This window comes from Pseudomonas sp. B16120 (genome assembly GCF_044218845.1).
In the GTDB taxonomy this organism is placed as follows: domain Bacteria; phylum Pseudomonadota; class Gammaproteobacteria; order Pseudomonadales; family Pseudomonadaceae; genus Aquipseudomonas; species Aquipseudomonas paracarnis.
Map to the genome: position 1 here is coordinate 2,984,406 of NZ_CP162588.1, position 20,451 is coordinate 3,004,856.

Annotated in this window: 12 protein-coding genes; 9 read left to right on the plus strand and 3 right to left on the minus strand. The window is 59.6% G+C overall.

Features of this window, described 5'->3' with window-relative positions; translation table 11 throughout:
• Positions 1-226: 226 nt before the first annotated feature.
• Positions 227-490 carry a hypothetical protein gene (locus tag AB4P90_RS13930; RefSeq protein WP_395606026.1) on the minus strand — a complete coding sequence of 88 codons (264 nt, stop codon included), beginning with the start codon at positions 488-490 and terminating at the stop codon, positions 227-229.
• Between the two features lie 287 nt (positions 491-777).
• Here AB4P90_RS13930 and AB4P90_RS13935 point away from each other — a divergent pair, with 287 nt between their 5' ends.
• From AB4P90_RS13935 to AB4P90_RS13945, 3 genes are read left to right on the plus strand one after another with little or no spacing between them, the layout of a single operon-like run.
• Positions 778-5,934, plus strand: a complete 5,157-nt coding sequence (locus AB4P90_RS13935) for an AAA domain-containing protein (RefSeq protein ID WP_395606027.1) — start codon at positions 778-780, stop codon at positions 5,932-5,934.
• The gene (locus AB4P90_RS13940; RefSeq protein WP_395606028.1) at positions 5,876-6,949 is read left to right on the plus strand and encodes a hypothetical protein; all 1,074 of its coding nucleotides are present in this window, start codon (positions 5,876-5,878) and stop codon (positions 6,947-6,949) included. Before AB4P90_RS13935 ends, AB4P90_RS13940 begins: the two co-directional genes overlap by 59 nt.
• Complete coding sequence (locus AB4P90_RS13945) at positions 6,946-7,965, plus strand: hypothetical protein (protein ID WP_102666178.1); 1,020 nt, start codon at positions 6,946-6,948, stop codon at positions 7,963-7,965. The genes AB4P90_RS13940 and AB4P90_RS13945 overlap by 4 nt, the downstream gene beginning before the upstream one ends.
• Before the next feature lie 327 nt (positions 7,966-8,292).
• Here AB4P90_RS13945 and AB4P90_RS13950 read toward each other — a convergent pair whose 3' ends face one another.
• The gene (locus AB4P90_RS13950) at positions 8,293-9,207 is read right to left on the minus strand and encodes a LysR family transcriptional regulator (protein ID WP_032903409.1); all 915 of its coding nucleotides are present in this window, start codon (positions 9,205-9,207) and stop codon (positions 8,293-8,295) included.
• Positions 9,208-9,475: 268 nt separating this feature from the next.
• On the opposite strand from AB4P90_RS13950, the gene AB4P90_RS13955 reads away from it, so the two are divergent.
• The 5 genes from AB4P90_RS13955 to pgm all read left to right on the plus strand — a co-directional run bounded on the left by AB4P90_RS13955 (position 9,476) and on the right by pgm (position 16,885).
• Positions 9,476-10,498 carry a zinc-dependent alcohol dehydrogenase family protein gene (locus tag AB4P90_RS13955; RefSeq protein WP_014718390.1) on the plus strand — a complete coding sequence of 341 codons (1,023 nt, stop codon included), beginning with the start codon at positions 9,476-9,478 and terminating at the stop codon, positions 10,496-10,498.
• Positions 10,499-11,044: 546 nt separating this feature from the next.
• Positions 11,045-12,007, plus strand: a complete 963-nt coding sequence (locus AB4P90_RS13960; RefSeq protein ID WP_004577240.1) for an IS30-like element ISPpu17 family transposase — start codon at positions 11,045-11,047, stop codon at positions 12,005-12,007.
• Positions 12,008-12,272: 265 nt separating this feature from the next.
• Positions 12,273-13,697 carry a hypothetical protein gene (locus AB4P90_RS13965; RefSeq protein WP_172832665.1) on the plus strand — a complete coding sequence of 475 codons (1,425 nt, stop codon included), beginning with the start codon at positions 12,273-12,275 and terminating at the stop codon, positions 13,695-13,697.
• Positions 13,698-13,733: 36 nt separating this feature from the next.
• A complete protein-coding gene (locus AB4P90_RS13970) occupies positions 13,734-15,137 on the plus strand; it encodes a PLP-dependent aminotransferase family protein (RefSeq protein WP_058410512.1) in 1,404 nt (467 codons plus the stop codon).
• 104 nt (positions 15,138-15,241) lie between these two features.
• Positions 15,242-16,885: a phosphoglucomutase (alpha-D-glucose-1,6-bisphosphate-dependent) gene (gene pgm, locus AB4P90_RS13975; RefSeq protein WP_014718392.1), complete on the plus strand. Its 1,644-nt coding sequence runs from the start codon at positions 15,242-15,244 to the stop codon at positions 16,883-16,885.
• A gap of 72 nt (positions 16,886-16,957) precedes the next feature.
• Here pgm and AB4P90_RS13980 read toward each other — a convergent pair whose 3' ends face one another.
• Positions 16,958-17,653, minus strand: coding sequence for a pirin family protein (locus AB4P90_RS13980; protein WP_014718393.1), 696 nt, complete (start codon positions 17,651-17,653; stop codon positions 16,958-16,960).
• Between the two features lie 217 nt (positions 17,654-17,870).
• Here AB4P90_RS13980 and AB4P90_RS13985 point away from each other — a divergent pair, with 217 nt between their 5' ends.
• Positions 17,871-20,333 (plus strand): UvrD-helicase domain-containing protein, encoded by a 2,463-nt coding sequence (locus AB4P90_RS13985; protein WP_395606029.1) that lies wholly within the window; start codon positions 17,871-17,873, stop codon positions 20,331-20,333.
• Positions 20,334-20,451: the final 118 nt, after the last annotated feature.

The window sequence follows — 20,451 nt, forward strand, 5'->3', positions numbered from 1 at the left end:
CGATATGATTCGCCCAATCAGGAGGTTTGCAAGAGCGATAGACCTACACCCGCGAGTTCAAGCAACGTGCTGCAAGCATGGTGCTTGATGATAGCTGCTCAGTTCCGACGTCTGTGCATCTATGGACGTTGGGCCTACGGCTCTGCGCCGCTGGAGTGGTCAGGTCCAATCGTTGTGTAGATACCTATGCCGATCAATGGGCCGATCAATGGGTTAAAACACGTGGCTACCAGCCACCGGGAAACCATTGCCGGGCGAGCTGCACCGTTACGCGCAAGGTGTGCTGGCTTTGTTCGCACGCAAGCGCCTGTTCTTCAGGCGACGCCGGTTTGCTCCACTTTGGCAGGGTTGCCAAGCGCTGTGCATAGCTAGCTTTAAACGCAGGGCTGGCCTCGCCAGTCAGCCGCATCGCTTTAGCATAGTCCGCCTCGAGATCGTCGGGGAGCGAACCACAGGCCAGTTTGGCTTGCTGATAGCGCACGGCATACATGAAGCCATCGGTGGGGGGGGACGTCGTAGGAGTAGAGGGAGGGTTCTGCGGCCATGGCAGTACCGGTGAAGAATAGCGCGATGAGGAGGGGGCGTCCGTGCATGGGCGGGAAAGTCTCGGGTGATTGACAGTGCGTTTGACCTAAACACGTGTTGTATAGCATTGAACAGGTCACTCGTTAACTATACGTACCCGGCTTGAATTGCAGTGATCAAGGCAAGCGGCCATCATTGTTGGCCGCTACGAGCCATTCTTCGTATGCCGTTCGGATTTAAAGGGTGTAAGAAATGTTTAGGCGTCTCATGGACTTGAGCAAGCGGTTGCGCAAGGATTTTGCTGCTGTAGCGGTCTCCAAGGAACAGGTTCTGCACTCGATGGAGGTGGACCCTCAGGCAGGACCCGTCGGGAGTTTGCCCGCGAATGTGCTGGACTACTGGCACAGAGCGTTGATTGCCGATGACTTGGGTGGCCTCCAAGCCACTGATGTCCGCATCCCGGTGACAAATTTCGCGGGGCTGGCCTGGCCCAACTTCAATCTCGGTTTCGGCAAGCGTCGGGCGCTGGCACTGGGCATTCTCACTGAGCGTGCCGCAGAGGCCCGGCGAAAACAGCAGGCGCAGGCGCTTGAGGCCTCAGAGGACGACGCAGAGGGTGCGCAGGAGGCGGACGAGCCGGATGACGATCCGCGTATTCCTATGGCGCTGGTGTTCCATCAAACCACCTCATCAAGCGAAGAGGTCCAGGTCACGTGGCCCGACCCGGATAAAAAGCCTGCGCCGGGCGCGAAAAAAAACCGCCTCAAGCCCGACCGGCTGAATATCGCGTTCTGGTTTCCTTTCGACCTGAACGACAAAAACCAAATATGCCTACCACGCGACCCCAACGATTGCCGGCCGCGTGTGGTCCGCCAATGGCTTGAACCGCAGCCATTGATGGCGGCCAACGACCTGCCGCCGGCCATTGGCCACTTCGATTGCTATCGCGACGAGCTCAAGCTATTTCTCGCGACGTTGAGCCAAAGCGCCAATTTGAGCAGTTATGTCGACGCCTGTTTTGCCTTGTTCGCCCGCGTTCAAGCGGATGGGGTTGAGACGGGAATGGCGCCGATCACGGGGCAATGGGTTGCGGTGCCGCGACAGCCTGGCTATGCAACACGTGCGCTCGCCAACGTGTATGAAGCGATCCCCAATGCGCCGTCCATCGGCGCACTGGAGCAGCTTATAGGCGCCGGACGACACCGTTCGGCTGTCCAGGCAGGCGGCATGGCAGCGCCGCAGGTGACGATGCGGCACATGGCCATGGTCGATAAGGCCACACACCTCGACAAGCCAGACGTCAATCGCGGCGCAGACCCTTTGAACGAATCGCAGCGCCGCGCATTGCACGCCCTCGGCCGGTTGGGTGAGCAGGTCGGGGTGGTTGCAGTCAGTGGGCCGCCGGGCACAGGGAAGACGGCCATGCTGCGTGCGATGATTGCCAACCAATGGGTGTTGGCGGCTTACGATAACCGCGAACATTGCCCCGTCACGTTTGTGTGCGGGGCGACCAACCAGAGTGTCGAGAATGTGATGGGCACGTTCAATGGTGCCGTAGGCAGGAAGCATGCCCTGGCACGTCGTTGGTTGGACCCTACGGGCAAGCCACTATTGGGTTTCACCGCCAGCGCACCGTCCAAGGCCAAGGGGAAAACCCATCGCAGCAAGTTCACCACGCTTGAAATCCGGCAAAAGCAGTTGCGCATCTTGGGCGTCGGGTCCTCCAGCCTCAAGCAATCATACGAAGATGGTGTTGCGGCAGCCCTTGCTTTGGCGCGGCACTTTGAAAATGCCTTCCGCGAGCTGCCAGAGTTGTTCAATGCGTTGTTTAGCGTTGAGCAGAAACATCAGGTCAGTGATGCCACGCGTTTTATCTATCTCATGCAGAAGAGTGCTTCGACAACGCCTACGGCGTCGACCCTCTGCGAGCACTTGAACACGCTGACCCAGGTATTGCACAGTGGGTTGGCCTCGGCAATCGAGCGTCAGGCTGACATCGACGCGTTGATCGAGCCCGGTGAACTGGCTGCGCGCTTTCCCAGTGAGGCATGGGCATCTTCCTGGGCCATCGACATCCTCGCGGATTTGCGCGTGGCCGCAACCCCCGAGGCGCGCCAGGCGCAGCAGCAGAAATTGCTGGACGTGGTGTGGCGGCCGATTATTTTCCAGTTGGCCGCGCGTTACTGGGAGACGCGTTGGCTGGCCAGTGTGATCGCAACCCCCGAGCCTGGCAGCCGAAGGAACGCGCTCAGGCACGCAGCCATGCTGTTTCCGTGCATTGTCGCCACCTTGCATAGCGCTCCACGGTTACTGGGAGAGGGCCGTAGGCCGCTGTTCGCGTTCCTGGATTTGTTGATTATCGATGAGGCGGGGCAGGCTGCGCCGGAGCTGGGTGTGCCGGTGCTTAGCCTGGCTAAAAAAGCCGTGGTGGTCGGCGATATGAAGCAGCTCTCCCCCGTGTCTTCGGTAACACCCGAGGTCGATACGCGCCAGGTGCAGGACCGTTGGGCCGATCCGTCGTCTTTGGGCGCCTTGCTCGTGCGTGGAGCGGACTCCGCCACGGGTTCAATCATGAAGCTCGCCGCAACTGGGGCATCGTTTGCCGAGGCCATGCCGGACGGACGGCTACGGGACGGGCTGCTCCTGCGGGAGCACTACCGTTGTGCAGAGTCGATCATCAATGTGTGTATTGATTTGCTGTACCACGATCACGACCGTGATGCCGAGGGCAGGTTGCTCTGCAAAGAGTTGGAGCCCAAAGTACCTAACCCGCTGGCAGGGCTGTTCGCGGATGCCGAGTTGCCCTTGCTCGAGGGCGAAGCTGAAATGCAGTTGCGCAAACGCATGAAGGCAACGTTCCCGCTACCGCCGCTCGGGTTCTATCAGACCGGTGGCCCGAACGATGAGCCCTGCAAAGGCGACTCATGGTCCAACCCTGGAGAAGCCAAGGCCATCGTGGACTGGCTTAAAGAGCACGGACCGCGCCTGGCGAAGTGGGCCGCCAGGCTCGAAGGCCACCCGGAGCAGCCGATAGGGTTGGAAAAACTTGTCGCGGTCGTCACGCCATTTCGAGGCCAGGTCGAAGCGATAAAGCGTCGGGTGCGCGAAGAACTCGATCCTGATGACGCTGACCTGAGTGAGCGTTTGACCATCGGCACGGTTCATACCCTTCAAGGAGCGGAGAAACCTGTGGTGTTATTCAGTGCCGTGAATCGGGAAAGCCGCGCCAGCCGTCGAACTGATACCAATCATCGTGAGCGGGTGTTTATCGATCGTGACGATGGGCGCCTGCTCAACGTAGCGATCAGTCGTGCGCAGAAAAGCTTCATTATGTTTGGCCATTCCGATCTGTTTTTTTCCCAGCAGGCGATGGACCCGAACAATGATTTGCCTTCGGCTGTGGTAGGACGATGCTTGGCCGGTGTGCGTGAGCCAGTGCATGAGCGGCTCACCTGCGCCCCGCGGGTGCCAGCGTGCAAGCTCGGTCCCGCTACGCTTATGGTTGTCGAATCCTTGCACAAGGCGAAAATCATTCAAGAACTGGTACCTGGCGGTACTCAGGTGTTCGGCTGTGGCGGTCATATTCGTGATCTCCCAGGCCCCGGTGCGATCAGTTGGCGTGATGGGCTCAAACCGCACTGGCAATTGAGCGAGCGCGAGGGCAGTGACCTGGCGGCGTCCCTACGCAATACCGGCAGCCGTTTACTGCAATGCACTGAACTGGTGTTGGGGACGGACGATGATGCCCAAGGCGAAGCGATCGCCTGGCACATGATCCAAGTACTCAAGGAAGCACCGTGGTTCATGCATATCCAGAGGGTGCGCCGGGTAAGGTTTCATGCATTGACCACCCCCGAAATGGCCCGATCATTTGAGGAGGGTCGGTGTGTACAGGTCGAGGGCGCTACCGCCGACGAGCGAGCTGGCAGCGCTTGCCGGGCCTTGAATATGGGCTTGGCATATGGAGCCATTGCCCAGCGGGTGCTGGACAACCTCATCGGCTCGGTCTACATGCGTCACGGTATTGTCGGAGGCGGACGGGTCAAGGGGCCCTTGCTCAGGGTACTGGCGGGCCATGGTGACTCCCCAGGGTTGCCCGGTAAACGGTTGGGTGTCGCGATAAACCTGAAAGTGAACGATACCCTCGTGCCGGCTCGCTTGATGGTGCGGCGCGGCAGCGAAGCCTGGCGCGCGTGGGGCAGTGACCGCACAGAGAACGTTCATACCTTGATCGGCCAACTGAGCGACGCGGTGGTTTCATCGACACCTTGCCTGCTCGAGCATGAGGACTTGCTGCTGGCACCTGCTCAAAGCCTGGGCACTAACCTGGTCCTGCAAGAGGCGTTCAGGCGATTTGGCTGGATGCCGTCGAGCACCATGAGCACGTTGCAAAAACTGTATGAGATGCGCGAGGGGCAGGACGAGCCCGAGTCAGCACCGAACGACAATGGTTGGGCTGCATTGGATGCGCAGGGGCGCCTGTTCCTGACCGAGTCCGGACGGCGCCAGGCAGATAAGGTGCTGAACAACCCTTGGCTGAACACAATCAGCGCCAATGCGCTGTTGATGGCCTTTGATGATGCGCTGACTCACCTGTCCCAATTGCCCGATGCAGGGGAGGCGGACTACCTTGCGTTCGTGCACACCTGGGCGGCGCAGTTTGATGATCAGTGCGGCGCGCATCCGGTTGCGGGCCCTTATGCACCAACGGTCGATGCACAAGGCGCTGAGGTCGCACTGTTTTCCCTGCAGCCCGCCGTCGAGCTGAATACGTGGCGCGCGCCTGCCGGTTCTCCTCCACCCGCTGTGGCCGAGCAGCACGACGATGATCCCGTGCCTGGCGCGCAAACCCACCCGGTTTCGGGCGGCGGCCGCAGCGGTGCCCACGGAGCACTGGTGCCTCTGGACATCAGCCTGGAGGGCGACAGCCCCAAGATGGCCGCGCTTACCCCGAGGCAGCGGCAACTTTACGACCTGATGTCCAAACTGATGTTGGCCTCTTCCCTGCGAGATGGACAGTTTCAGACTGTACGCCGGATTTACCCTCTGACGTGGCCGGGTAAACCGGCTATCCGGCAGGTTGAAATTGGTGTCGAGGTGATAACAGGCAAACCGGGCCGCTACCCAGGTTGGTTTGCGCTGGACCCCGATGGCCTGCACCAGCACACGCGCAATTGGGCGTCGGCAGAGATGGAAGCAGTGCTCGATGAGCAAAGCCCTCGCTTGCAAGTGATAGTGCAAGACCACGGCATGCGCACCCGCTCGCTGCTTGAGCCGACAGTCGATCATTTATTGGCGTGGATGCAAGCGCGTGGACATGGTAGGCCCTCGACATTCGGCAAGCACATCGATGATCTGGTACGTGGCAATACGTCGAACACGCGCGCGGAGGGCACTGCCGATGAATAGCAGTTTTGCCGCCATGGCCCTGATGCGAAACGCTTATGAGGCCGCATTGCGCGACCCCTCGGACGCCGTTGCCCAGGCAGCGTTCGTCGCTGCGCACCAAGCGCAACAGCATACGTTCGTTGACTCATTCGACGTCGCGGGCATTACCTACCCGCGTACTGAGGGGCACACACTGAGTGAGCGTGAAGCGCGCGAGGTGATTTCCAGAATCCTGTCCAACCCGGCGTACAGCGTATCGGACCTGCGGCCCAGCGTCATTGAAGCGGCCTACCCGCTACAGGCAGACGTGCTGCGTGCGGAAATCGAAGCCACGGTCGCGTTGGCCAATAAAATCAATGGGCTCGAATGGCGCACCGATGCGCTCGATGCGAGCACCAAGCAAGCGATGCGTGAACTGCTACGCATGCCCACCTTGGCGGGCGGCTACAAAATAATTTCCCAGGTCAAGTCCGCGGCAAACGCCCAGGTGTTGAATATCTACCGTGGCTACGATGCCGATCACTTGATCCCCGACAAGGCACTGCGAGGGTCACTGCACAGGGGACAGTCTTTCAGCCTTGACCAGAGCTACGCGACGTTTATGCAGGATTCACAGAATAGAGGATCGCAGCATAAATTTGTGACGGACGCCCAGAAACACACACGCAAACGGCTGCGCGGCGATCCGACACTGCCCGCGAAAAACCCAACGACTGGCGAGTACCTGGAGCATGTGCTTGAGTGGATGACCCATGTCTACACCACCGCGGATCTGGGGGTGGATGTGGCCGTCAGGAACAGTGGCCTTGCCAACTCGGATGAATTCAAACGTTTCAACGTCAAAGGTTTTGCCTTGGCGCAGGCAGGGTTCATGACGTGGAATGAACGCAAAAGTGTCGGCCGCGCTGTCGCCATGGTGCTCCTGATTGAGGCGCGTGAGTTCTACACGGCGGCCGGCTGGCCAATGGACAGGGAGTTGCCTTTGTTCTACGACGTACCTTCTACAGTGACCCAACAACCGGTGCCTGTGACATGAGCGACAACATAAACCCATCACCCGCCCATGGCGCCCGGCGCTACCAGCTTGCCGACCTGACAATGGCCGCCGGGGTGCCCTGGTTTGCCGTGCACGTGTCGGACGAAAGCGGTCATACATCGTCCTGGATTATCAGGGGGGAACTGGGCGGTGAGCATTTACGCCTGCAACCACAGGTTTGGGTTCCAGATGCCATCCAGGCCATCGTCAGTGATAGCGACGGCCAAGTCTGGGCGATCACTAGCGAAGATGAGCTGATCACCAACACCAGCCTTGGACAGGTGGCTGGATGGCGGCAGGTTACGCCCCATCCACAGCTCAACGCGCGCGATAAGTGGTACTCCCGCACACTGGGTTATGTGACCACGGATGGCCAGAACGTCGAGCTTGCTGAATGCCTGTGTTGGGCGAACGATGGCTTGTTGATCGGTACGTTCAGCCGCCGGTTGTATCGTTGGACATCGGGCGATGTTGCTCGCCTTGAACACGACGATCATGTTGTCGGAACGCTGGGTGGTGTCAACAACATGGTCCAGACGCAAGACGCAATATACGCGCTGGGGTATGCGGGCCTGATCCTGCGTCGGCCGGTGGGCAAGACTTGGCAGCGAATTGATGGACCATGGCCGACTGAGGCCGGCGCGTTCATCAATATGATTGCCGGTGTCGAAGGTCCTAGAGGGGAATTGTGGGCCATTGCGGCGGGCGGTTCGGTCGTCAGCGTTGCGGGTGACGTGACCCGCACCATTGCACATGTACCCGGTGAGCCTCTGGGCATCACCCGGTTCCAGCGCCAGTGGTTCGTGTCGACCCTCGACGGTTGCTACGAACTACCGGGGGATGGTGACACGCTCCTGATCAAACGCGATATTTTGATGGGTAAATCGATTGATGCCGGGAACTGCCTGATTGCCGTAGATGCCGAGCCACAACACGCCGATCATGCGCAGGTCCACCTGTGGTTGCGCACCAGAAACCGCGATGCTTGGCTGCGCCCAATCATTTGCCGGGCCTGATTGAGGCGTTAAGGCGCAAGCGCGAGGGGATACGGGCTTGCTTTCGAGGCGCAAGCCCGTGGTTTAACCTTGAGCTAGCCGGTTGCAGGTTATTCACTCTGCTGCTTATCGGCCATCCCAACCTGGGTAGCACCCAGCCCAGGCCATCGATACACCCGGCCAAGTGATGGATGAGCCCATCGAAGGCATAAGGGGGGCTGCGGTCCTTTTGGACGCGTTTCAGTGGCAGTACGACCCGGCTGATGTAGCAATCCACTGGAAGTGAATGGAGCTCCATGGTTTGTGGAAAGGCAGAAATGATCAGCCGAACAGCCTGCCAGACGACGCCTAAAGACTGTCAGGGTCGCCAAAAAACATCTGAATCCGCGACCTCAACCACCGCTCCCCCGGGTCATTATCCTGCGAACCCCGCCACGCCATATGCAGCTCAAACGAGCGCACCGGCAACGGCGGGTCTTCGGCCCGCAACCCACCCGCCGAGGTCAGCGCTTCCGCCGCATAATCCGGCACCGTTGCCAGAATGTCCGTACCCGCCAGCAACGTACCCAAGCCGTTGAACTGCGGCACCGCGAGTACAACGTGGCGCTTGCGGCCGAGTTTTTCCAGCTCTTCATCGATAAACCCGCTCAAGTCGCCGGCAAAGGACACAAGGGCGTGGGGCCGTGAGCAGAAGTCATCCAGGCTCAGCGAGCCCGGTACGCTGTCGGCGCGTAGCAGTTTGGGCAGGCTGCGGCGCAGTACCTTGCGTTTGGCGTTGGCGGGCAGGTCGGCGGTGTAGCTGACGCCGATGGAGATTTCGCCGGAGGCGAGCAGGCTGGGCATCAGGATGTAGTTGACGCGGCGTACCACCAGCACGATGCCGGGGGCTTCGGAGCGCAGGCGTTTGAGCAGTTGCGGGAGCAGGGCGAATTCCACGTCGTCGGACAGGCCAATGCGAAACACGGCGGTGCTGGTGGCAGGGTCGAATTCGGCGGCGCGGCTGACGGCGGTGGAGATCGAGTCCAGGGCCGGGGAGAGCAGGGCGAAGATTTCTACGGCGCGGGCCGAGGGTTCCATGCTGCGCCCGGTGCGCACGAACAGGGGGTCATCGAACAACCCGCGCAGGCGTGACAACGCCGCGCTGATGGCCGGCTGGCCGAGGAACAATTTCTCGGCGGCGCGGGTCACACTGCGCTCATGCATCAAGGTTTCGAATACGATCAAGAGGTTAAGGTCGACACGACGCAGGTCGTTACGGTTCATCTTGTGTCCTGGAAGAGTCAGCAAACTTGATGTGAGCGGTCATGTAGCAACCCCTGAGGTTCGATTCAGAGGGATGACCGGCATGAATCTTACGGGGAAAGGCTGGTACTCTGCACCGGCTAATTGATTTTTCCTACGATAGTTGAGGGGTGTTCCTCCTTCGCGGAATCAATGACAGGCATGTCGACTATTAATGGTGACCGGTGGTCTTACCCCCAAAGCCCAGATAAAGTTCATGGCATTAGAGGTTACTTTGACGAGGTTTGCGATGTCCCGCACGATCCGTTTTCACAAGTTTGGTCCGGCCGAGGTGCTCAAATGCGAAGAGCATGCGGCCGCGCAGCCCGCACCGGGCGAAGTGCAGGTGCGTGTCGATGCGATCGGCATCAGTTGGTACGACATTCTGTGGCGCCAGAACCTGGCGTCTTCCCATGCGCGCCTGCCTTCTGGCCTGGGCCATGAGATGGCCGGGGTTGTGGTTGCCCTCGGCGACGGCGTGGATGACCTGGCGGTGGGCGATAAAGTGGCCAGTTTTCCGGCCGAGAGCCCCAATGATTACCCGGTGTATGGCGAGCAGATCGTCTTGCCCCGTTCGGCCCTGACCCGTTATCCGGATGTCTTGAGTCCGATTGAAGCGAGCGTGCACTACACGCCACTGCTGATTGCGTACTTTGCCTACATGGACCTGGCGCGGGTCAAACCCGGCCAGTTCGCTTTGGTGACCGATGCCAGCCACTGTGCCGGCCCTTCGTTTGTGCAGTTGGGCAAGGCCCTGGGTGTGCGGGTGATTGCCGCCACCAAAGACAGTGCTGAACGTGAATACCTGCTGTCCCTCGGGGCAGAAAAAGTCATCGTGACCGAAGAACAAGACCTGCTGATGCAGATCAACAAGTTCACCGACAACCGGGGCGTCGACGTAGTGTTCGATGGCCTGGGTGGCCCGCAGATGTCGCTGCTCGGGGACGTCCTGGCGCCGCGCGGCAGCCTGGTGCTGTATGGCCTGCAAGGTGGCAACCAGACGCCATTCCCGGCCTGTGCGGCGTTCCAGAAGAACATTCAGTTCTTTGTGCACTGTATCGGCAACTTCACCGGCAAGCCGGAGTTGGGCATTATCCAGGATCACGTGGCGTTGCAGCGCGCGTTGCGCGATATCAACCAGCTGACAGCCGACCGGGTGCTTGTCCCACTGAAGACTACGGTATTTCCATTCAGTCAGTTCGTCGAAGCGCACCGATACATGGACGAATGCCCGTGCCGCGAACGGGTGGCGTTGCAGGTTGAAGCTGTTTGAGCTGTAGGAGTATTCGCAAATGAATACGCTGGCGCCTGAGCTGATGAGGCAAATGCGCCATTTGACAGGGCTTAACCCGCACCGGGGGTGAGCCGCCGCAGGGGCGTTCTGCCCCGTAAACAATACTGTTATTGCCTTGCGCCGCCCTGAAATCCAGTGCGGCGCTTGTGTGTGGGCGTCATTTAAGTTGGGCAGGCACGTCATCTGAGCTGCTTTTTGACGCTGTTCTGTATCTGTTAATCATTATTTGAGTGCCGATAATTGAGTCTTCATTGTCATCTCAAGGATTGAGCCATGATTGATTACACGGCAGTTGCGTCACGCACCTTCAGAACTAACGAGGCTCGGATTGTTTTTCCCGGCAAGTGCAAAACGAATACCCTTTTGCTTTACGCGTACCCAAGGTGCGCAGGTGATTAATATTTGTCGGACAATTCTCTAATTGCTTAGCCTGAATTCATAGAATAAGCGCAACGCTTGAAACGAGAGGCAGAGAGCCAGCCACCGGTAGAATCCAGGCTCTCACACCGAAGGATTCAAGCGCAGATGACTACGCATTACCGGCAGCTGACTCAGGGACAACGTTACCAGATTGAGGCTGGCTTGAGCGCCGCAGAGAGCCAGGCGAGCATTGCAAAGCGGGTCGGCGTGCATCCCTCGACGATCAGTCGCGAGGTTCGCCGCAACAGCACCCAGAATATCTACAAGGCTGTTTCTGCGGCCCATGAAAGTGATGCTCGTCGAGCGGGTGCGCGCAAGTTTTGCAAGCCGGCGACATGGCTCAGCCATCATCTCCCGGTGTGGCTCAAGCATGGCATGAGTCCGGAGCAGATCGCCCAGCGGTTGAAGCAGGAGCAGCCAAGCCGGGCGGTCAGCCATGAGTGGATTTATCGGTTCATTGCCGCCGAACAGCGCGCCGGTGGTGAGCTTTATACCTATCTGCGACATCGCCGAAAGCGCTACCGGAAACGCTATGGAAGCCACGATCGGCGCGGGCAGCTGCGTAATCGCGTGTCAATCAGTGAACGCCCAGCCGAGGTCGAAAGCCGCGAGCGCCTGGGGGACTGGGAGGGCGATACGGTACATGGACTGGGCGGTAACCTGGTGACCCTGGTTGATCGCAAAAGCGGCTATCTGAGCGCCTATCCGGTCAAGCGCAGAACGCGCCGGCAGGTAACGCGGGCGATCAATCTGATGCTTCAGGGCCATGCCGCTCACACGCTGACGCTGGATAACGGAAGGGAGTTTGCCGGGCATGAACGCATCGCGCTACGGAGCCAGTGCCAGGTCTTTTTTGCAGACCCCTATTCATCCTGGCAACGTGGCACCAATGAAAACACCAACGGTCTGCTCCGCCAGTATTTCCCCAAGGGCAGCGACTTCAGCAAGCTGACCGTCGAAGCCGTCAATCGGACAGTAGCGAGGATCAATCTACGCCCGCGCAAGCGCTTGGGCTGGAAGACGCCGTACGAAGTGCATACAGGGGTGAGCGTTGCACTTATGTGTTGAATTCAGGTAGTTAAAACAGTGTAGGACGTTGTCGGAACATTCCTAAGGCTAATAGCTATTTCGCTAGAGCCCGCGCAGGCGCTGGATTCTCCGGCGGGGCGGCCATAGGCCCCCTCAATGCTCTCACCTGCGCTTTTGTTGCAAGGTGCTAATGTTGACTCAAACTTGTGCTGCGCACTGGATGACAAGCCTACAGATGTAATAAGTCGAGCAACGCTGTTTGGTAGTTGCTTGAAACTGATATTTCAACTCGGGTAGTAGAACGATGAGCACTATTCATGAACAAGCCATGAGCTATGTTTACCAGCAAGTTCTGCAACGTTTAATCGGGCACTTTACGCGTGCCGAACGAACGTCACTTCAATTGCTCGTTCAACGCATCGTGGTGGCCGCAGGCGGCATGGAACAAGTGGGCAATTACAAAGTACTGATCGCCCACGGTGGCGGCGAAGTGAGCAGCTACACCCTCGCGTTGCTGCGTGCGGCGCAACTGACCATTGCCGGCCGCTCGCCCAAGACTTTTCAGATACGGGTGGCAACATTGCGGCATGCGGGTATGACTCAAGCAACGCTCGACTGCCTGAATCAGGGCTACGCAGCGCTGTTCTTCCATGACGACCCACGGGTAGAGCTGTTGATGGTGGAAAACCATGAGGTGCTGCCGTTCAACCATCAGCGCCCGGCGTCCAGTGCCGCTCGGGAAATCAGCCAGCGTAACAAACTGATGATCGGGCACCTGACGTCCGGCGATATCCGCGCCGCCCTGTGCGATGACACGCTCCTGGCCCTGGGCGATTTCTACCAGCGGGTCGCTACCTGGAACGGCGGCGTGCATGCCCTGGTCAGCGGTGATTCAGTGCGCAAGCAAAGCCAATACATCGCGTGGCTGAAAAAAAATGCGCTGGCGACCGGCCTTGCATTTGCGCCCGGCAAGCCATCGTCGCTCAACGGGTGGTTTGCACGCATGGAGGAATGGAGCGTGGGGTGCTACCGCGACCTCTATGGCGAGCACTATGCCGGCAACGAAAGTCCGGGCCGGGGCGGGCATCGTCATTTGGCCTATATCGGCATCGCTGATCTGCTCAAGGACGCCGATGTCGCCCATGCGCCACTGCTCACCGGGTTCCTCGCCTACAAACGGGACCCGTTCGAGTTCCATTTCAGCCATCCCGCCTATCCCAACCCATTGCTCATGGCGCATTTGCACGGCGTGCAGGCCCAGTGTCTGCGTGAGCTGTCCTACGAACATGGCGTCGCGGGGTTTGTTCGGCGTGCGGCAGACTTCCTGCACCGCAGGCAAGTACCGGTCGCGCTGATCAAAGAAGCGTCAGGGCCAGAGGGGCAGTTGCTGTCCACCGCCTACATTCAGGAGTTCTCCGGCCTGGACGACAGCCAGTTGACGTGCCTGTTGTTTGCGCCCTTCGTTCAACATGGCGAACGGTTGGAGAGCTTCTTGCGTCAATGCCATCCCGGCATGCTGGTGGCACTTCCTGAACTGCACAAGGCACTACAGGGCAAACCCGCTGCGGACATCCTGCACCAGTGGCTAGTGGATACCAGTGGGCTGCCGCTGCCGCTGTTGCAGCACCTGTATCGTAAGCGCCCGCTGCTGGGAGGGCGCGGCATGCGGGTATGCAAACAAACGCTGGCGCGGCCCAAGGTGCGCATCGCCCAAGTGTCGGGGCGTTAGCAGCGTGTATTCGCCAATCAAAGCCGGTGATCAACAATGAACCTTCGGGGGGAGCGGCAAGTAGACTTTGCCTATCAGGCGGTGTACCGCTACATGATCAATCTGATCAACGAAGTCAGCCGGGAAACGCCAGTGAAACTGCCTTCCCTGCGGCAGTTATCGACGCGCATGAATGTGTCGATCTCGACGATTCAGTACGCCTATTCGTTGCTGGAAAAGGAAGGACGAGTGTACTCGGTGGCCAAGTCCGGCTACTTCGCCTGGCCCGTGGCTGCAAACGCGCCCCTTATGGCGGGTACAGACTTGCTCGAGCGCTTGTACACGGCCGCCCGGCGCCCGGCGATGGTGGTGCTCAGTGGCGATGAACCGGCGCTGTTGGGGTCGCTGGATGGCGCTTTGCTGGCGCTGGAACGTCAACTGGTACGCCGGTATCCCCATCACCTGCAGCCTTCGCAACCCTGTGGTGTGTGGGAGTTGCGCGCCGCCTTGGCCGCACGCTATACCTCGTCGCCCACCCGTTGTTGGCAAGCGGATGAGGTGTATGTGGGGGCCGACCTTCAAGGCGTACTGGACATCCTGATTGATGCCCTGGGCCTTAAAGGCACCGTGGTGGTGGTTGAATCTCCCTGCGATTACCTGGTGTTGCGCCTGCTACAGGCCGCTGGTGTGCGGGTCATTGAATGGCCCTGGCGCGCCGACGGCCGCCCCGATTTGGCCACTTTTGAGCACCTGCTGCGCCATGAGCCGGTGCACTTGGTGCTGCTCTCGTCCGTGGTCAGCATGCCCTCGGGTAACGCCATGACCGAGCCCGAGCGGCTGCACGTAGCGCGTCTGCTCGACCAGCACGGCTGCTGGTTGCTGGAGAACGATACCTTTGGTGACCTGAGCTTTGCGCCGCCCGGATCGGCCTTGCGCGGCCTGGTCAACCCAGAGCGGCTGATTGTGTTTTCTTCGTTCGAAAAGGTGTTGGGCCCGGAGGCGCCCTTTGGTTACCTGCTGGCGCAGCAGATGAGCAGTGAATTGCAGCGCCAATTCCTGCTGCGTTCGTTTCGACTGTCCGCTATCCGACAACGCGCCATTGCCCGGCTGTACGAAAGCGGTCGGTTCGACCAGCACCTGCAGACGTTGCGCCAGCGCCTCCATGAGCAGGCGCACGCCATGAGTCACCGCTTGGATGCGCGTATGCAAGGGCGTGTGCACTACCGCATGCCCGTGGCCGGGGCGAGTTTCTGGTTGCAGTCCATGGCGCCGGTGGACATGCGCCTGGTATTCCAGCGCATGCTCGCCCAGCAGGTGGTGATTGCCCCCGGCGAGCTCTTCAGTCTCAGTGGTTTACATCACCAGCATATGCGCTTGAGCCATACCTTCAGCGGCCATCCCAACCTGGACATCGCCCTGGATACGCTGGCGCAGTCACTACGGCAGGCGCAGACTGACTAGTGTGTGAAATTTCTCTTTAGGCCGTCGGATCGATACCGTCGCGCAGTAGTCCAAGTCCCAGTAAACTGTCATTTTTTCCGAATCCTTCTTTTCGAGGTTTATGCATGACTATCAGTCCTTTTGCGGGCAAACCGGCGCCAGCCCAGTTGCTGGTGGATATCCCGCGACTGGTCACGGCCTACTACACCGGCCAGCCTGATGCAGCGATCTCCACTCAGCGCGTGGCTTTTGGTACTTCCGGGCACCGCGGCAGCTCGTTTGAACTGAGTTTCAACGAGTGGCATGTGCTGGCTATCAGCCAGGCCATCTGCCTGTACCGCGAAGCGCAGGGCATCACTGGCCCTTTGTTTGTCGGCCTGGATACCCATGCATTGTCGACGCCAGCCGGTGCCAGCGCCTTGGAAGTACTGGCGGCCAACGGCGTGCATGTGATGCTGGCCGAGGGCGACGAGTACACGCCGACGCCGGCGATTTCCCACGCCATCATCTGCTACAACCGCGGCCGTACCAGCGGCCTGGCGGACGGCATTGTGATTACACCGTCCCACAATCCGCCGCAAAGTGGCGGCTACAAGTACAACCCGCCTAACGGTGGCCCGGCTGATACCCATGTCACCAAGTGGATCGAAGCCAAGGCCAACGAACTGCTCGCCAACAAGCTGGCCGGGGTCAAGCGCATCACTCACGCCCAGGCGCTCAAGGCCGACACCACCCATCGCCATGACTACCTCAACAGCTATGTGGCTGACCTGATCAATGTGATCGACATGGACGCGATCCGCAGCGCCGACCTGCGCTTGGGCGTGGACCCACTGGGCGGAGCAGGGGTGCGCTACTGGTCGGCGATTGCCGAGCACTACCGCTTGAACCTGGAGGTGGTGAATACCGAGGTCGACGCAACCTTCCGCTTCATGAGCGTCGACTGGGACGGCCAGATTCGCATGGACCCGTCTTCCAGCTACGCCATGCAAAGTCTGATCGGGCTCAAGGAGCGTTTCGACGTTGCCTTCGCCTGCGACCCGGACCACGACCGCCACGGCATTGTCACGCCTTCCGGAGGTTTACTGGCGCCCAACAACTACCTGGCGGTGTCCATCGACTACCTGTTCCAGAACCGTCCGGACTGGCGCGCCGATGCAGCCGTAGGCAAGACCGTGGTGAGCAGCGGCCTGATCGACCGCGTCGCAGCGCGTATTGGTCGTCGCCTGTACGAAGTGCCAGTGGGCTTCAAATGGTTTGCCGATGGCTTGTTTGAAGGGTCGTTGGGGTTTGGCGGCGAAGAAAGCGCCGGTGCCTCGTTCCTGCGCAAGGACGGCAGCGTGTGGAGCACCGACAAGGACGGCCTTATCCCGGCCTTACTGGCCGCCGAAATGACCTCGCGCAAAGGTCAGGACCCCAGCCAGATCTACCGCGGCCTGACCGATGCCCTCGGTGAGCCGTTCGCTATCCGTGTGGATGCCAAAGCCACTCCAGCGCAAAAAGCCCTGCTGGGCAAACTGTCGCCGGAGCAGGTCACGTCCACGCAATTGGCCGGGGAGACCATTCAGCAGATCCTCAGCCATGCGCCGGGCAACAACCAGGCGATTGGCGGCTTGAAAGTCATGACCGAAAACGGTTGGTTTGCCGCACGGCCCTCGGGCACTGAGGACATCTACAAGATCTACGCCGAGAGTTTCGTTGGCGAAGAGCACCTCAAGCAACTGGTGGAGGAGGCGCAGGTGTTGGTTGATGGTGCAATCAGCCAATAACTGACACTCATGCGGTAGAAGTGTGGGAGGGAGCAAGCCGCCTCCCACATTAGATAGCAACAAGAGTTGAGATCAGGCCAGGTCCACCAGCACGATTTCGCTGTCCTCAATCGCCGTTACCCGCAATACCTGTTCATCCTCAACCGCCACACCATCTCGCGCCTTTGCCTGCACGCCATTGACGTCAATCACGCCCGTGGCGGGCACCAGGTACGCCCGGCGGCCACTGTCCAGCCGGTACTCCGCACTTTCTCCAGCTTTCAGGTTAGCTGCCACCAAGCGTGCATCCGCACGAATTCGCAAGCTTTCACTGTCGCCAGCCTTGCCGCTGGCCAGGGTTACAAAGCCCTCGCGGTTGCCCTGTGGAAACGGTTTGGCGCCCCAGGACGGCGGCAAGCCAGCCTCATTGGGAATGATCCAGATCTGAAAGATCTTGGTTGGCGTAGCCTCCAGGTTGTACTCGCTGTGGGCAATGCCGGTGCCTGCGCTCATTACTTGCACGTCGCCGGCTTCGGTGCGGCCTTTGTTACCCAGGTTGTCGGCATGGCTGATGGCCCCTTCGCGCACATAGGTGATGATTTCCATGTCGCGGTGCGGGTGCTGGGGAAAGCCGCTGCCGGGGGCGATGATGTCGTCGTTCCATACCCGCAAGTTGCCCCAGTGCATGCGCTGGGGGTCGTGGTATTCGGCAAAGGAAAAGTGGTGATGAGCGTCAAGCCAGCCATGGTGGGCGCCGCCCAGTGTGTTGAAAGGTCGAAGTTCAAGCATGATCGTCTCCTGTTGATGAACCTATCATCCAGCAGCGCATGATCGAGAAAAAGCGTAAAAAATGCCTGTTTATGATTCATTTATTCGATGTTTAACCCCGGTGTTCACTTTCACTTCATCGCCTAACTGCATGACAACAAAGCATTTGGCTGGAACTGAGCGGCGTTTCCGGCGACCATGACGGCTTGGTCAAAACAAGCTCACCGCAGGAGTCCGCGTGTCGCAACAACAGCCTGATCTACCCCCCGAACTGCGCCCCTTGGCTGAAATGCCGTTGTTGAAGCGGCTTGCCGCGCGCCTGTTCGGCCATGGCCTCACCCGTTTGCGTGCGCAGCACAGGTTTTCCTGGTTGCATGGCCAGGCCGACGGCTTTCGCAGTGGGCATGAGGCGGGCGTTGAGTACGGTTACCGTGAGGGTAGGGCTGATGGCATCGAGGAGGGCCGACAAGTCCTGCTGATTCGTGACTTTCGCCCCGATGAGCACCGTGCGCCAGGCATAGATGACAGCCTGTTCGACGATTGGCGATTGCCGCTCACCGCAGAGGTGAAGAAGCGCATGAAGGCCGATGTCGCGCGCCTGCTGCCAGCCCATGCGCAGCCAAGCGCGGCGCAATGGAAGATGATCTTCAGCGACACCCCCTCGACCTCAGTGATTGCGGGTGCCGGCGCCGGCAAGTCGACGTCCCTGGTGCTGCGCATCCTGCTGCTCAGCCATTACCTGGGCTTTGAACTGAGTTCGATGACTGTGGTGACGTTCACCCGCGAGTCGCGCAAGGACTTCATCAACAAACTCATGGAAATTCTCAACCTGTGGGGCCAACCCCTTGGCAGCAAGGAAGCCCAGGCGCTGGTGCGCACCTTTCACTCGCGCATCCTGCCGATGGTGCGCAGCCTGCCGGGTTTTGAGCGGCTGCAGGCCTTTGAGAACCTCAGCGGTGGTTTTGAAGACGCCGACAGCAACGCCTTCGACCTGCGTATCAGTGACGCCCAGCGCCAGCAGATGAACGCTTGTTATCACCGCTTGTATGGCAGCCATCAGCGTTTTCGCGAGTTGATTGCACCCTTGGCCCGCCATGGCCTTCAGCTCAAGGAGCTGGAGCGCGATCATCCTGACGTGCAAAAGCGTATGGCCGTGACTGAATTGGCCGCCAAGCGCGATGAAGAACTCTGTGATGTGATTGAGGACCTGTGGTTTCGCGCCGGTGCCTGGCCGATCAAAGGTATCGAACCCAGCCGTCAGACCTTTGAAATCAACGGCGCGCGATTTCATTGCCACGGCTACATCCCGGAGCTGGACGCCTGGGTGGTACTGGGGTTCGATGGGCGTGAAAACCCGCAGATCAGTCGGCCGAATTCGAAACTCTCGGTGCGTGCAGAATGGGCAGTAAAGCGCACGTTGTTTCAAGCTTTCTGTAATAAGCCACTGATATGGCTGGATAATTACGAATCTTCAAAGCGCCTTCTGAGCAGTCTGGGCGGCGATGCCACGGCCGGGCCAGGCTTCGATTACAAGGTCAAAGGCGAACTCGCTTCGGCGCCCCTGTTGGACAGTTTTGTCATGGCAGCCGGGTTTATCGAGAACCTCGGCCTGGATGTCCCCACGGCGGTTGGCCAGATGAGTTTTGCCAAGGACGACCCGGATCGGCTGTTCTTCGAGGCCCTGAGCATTTTCTGGAAGGCGCTGGAAGATCACCTGCTGGAACAATCGCCGCCGATCATGACCTACAACCGGATGTTCTCGCTGTTTGGCGAAAACACCCCGGAGAACCTCAAGCTGCTGAGTGATCCCTTGTTGCGGCCGATGTCGCACTTGATGATCGATGAATTCCAGGACGTATCGCCGCAGATCGTGTCCTGGATCCGCGCCAGCCTGCGCGAAATCCGCAGCCGTGGGCCGGCCATGCACGTCGGGCGCGCAGCCCAACGCTCATCCTTGCTGTGCGTGGGGGATGACTGGCAATCCATCTATGGCTGGCGCGGCAGCTCGCCCAAGTACTTCATGGAGTTCAACAAGGAGTTTGTTTCGCCCAGCACCACCCGCGTGATGCTGGGCGAGAACTACCGCAGCCACCAGCACATCATCGACGCTGCCGAACATATCGTCCGTAGCGCGCCGGCCATCCCGGGCAAGAAGGCCAAGGCCAGTGGCGAGCCCAAGGTATTGGTGCCCGTCACGGTGTTGGAGCGTGACGACGCGGCACTGGGGCAGCGGTTGCTCGAGCACTATCAGCGGGGCGATTCGATCCTGATGCTTTATCGAAAAAGTAGCGATAAGTTATTGATTCAAGAGCATATTCAGTCTGTAGTTAATGTGGATTCTAGCTCGGCGCCTCAGGCGCGCAGGCTTAAACAGCTGACTTATCACAGTGCCAAGGGCTTGCAGGCGGATGCGGTGTTTTTGCTGGGCGATTGTCAGCATGTCACCAGCTCGCCGTATAAGAATCAGGTCTATCGCATGGCGGGCTTGGGTAAGGATGGCGACAGTGAGCCTTATGACAATGCCCAGAGAGACGAGGTGTTGCGCCTGGCCTATGTGGGGATCACCCGGGCGGTCAGCCATTGCTATTGGTATGTGGAGAAGCCGGAAGGCCAAGGCGTGAATGTGCCCAGGGCGTCTGAGCGGGTGGATGGCAGGAAGGTGTTTTTTGATGATCAGCGTGCGCCGAAGGGGGCTGGCTGACCTGCGATAAGAGCCCGACAGCCGACGCGTCTCTACCTGACAACACGGGATCGAACATGTGGGAGCTGGCTTGCCTGCGATGGCGGCCTGACAGCCGACGCCTATCTACCTGACACTC

Coding starts and splice junctions, on each gene's coding strand:
- AB4P90_RS13930 (WP_395606026.1), bottom strand. CDS start 490: ATGTATGCCGTGCGCTATCAGCAAGCCAAACTGGCCTGTGGTTCGCTC.
- AB4P90_RS13935 (WP_395606027.1), top strand. CDS start 778: ATGTTTAGGCGTCTCATGGACTTGAGCAAGCGGTTGCGCAAGGATTTT.
- AB4P90_RS13940 (WP_395606028.1), top strand. CDS start 5,876: ATGATCTGGTACGTGGCAATACGTCGAACACGCGCGCGGAGGGCACTG.
- AB4P90_RS13945 (WP_102666178.1), top strand. CDS start 6,946: ATGAGCGACAACATAAACCCATCACCCGCCCATGGCGCCCGGCGCTAC.
- AB4P90_RS13950 (WP_032903409.1), bottom strand. CDS start 9,207: ATGAACCGTAACGACCTGCGTCGTGTCGACCTTAACCTCTTGATCGTA.
- AB4P90_RS13955 (WP_014718390.1), top strand. CDS start 9,476: ATGTCCCGCACGATCCGTTTTCACAAGTTTGGTCCGGCCGAGGTGCTC.
- AB4P90_RS13960 (WP_004577240.1), top strand. CDS start 11,045: ATGACTACGCATTACCGGCAGCTGACTCAGGGACAACGTTACCAGATT.
- AB4P90_RS13965 (WP_172832665.1), top strand. CDS start 12,273: ATGAGCACTATTCATGAACAAGCCATGAGCTATGTTTACCAGCAAGTT.
- AB4P90_RS13970 (WP_058410512.1), top strand. CDS start 13,734: ATGAACCTTCGGGGGGAGCGGCAAGTAGACTTTGCCTATCAGGCGGTG.
- pgm (WP_014718392.1), top strand. CDS start 15,242: ATGACTATCAGTCCTTTTGCGGGCAAACCGGCGCCAGCCCAGTTGCTG.
- AB4P90_RS13980 (WP_014718393.1), bottom strand. CDS start 17,653: ATGCTTGAACTTCGACCTTTCAACACACTGGGCGGCGCCCACCATGGC.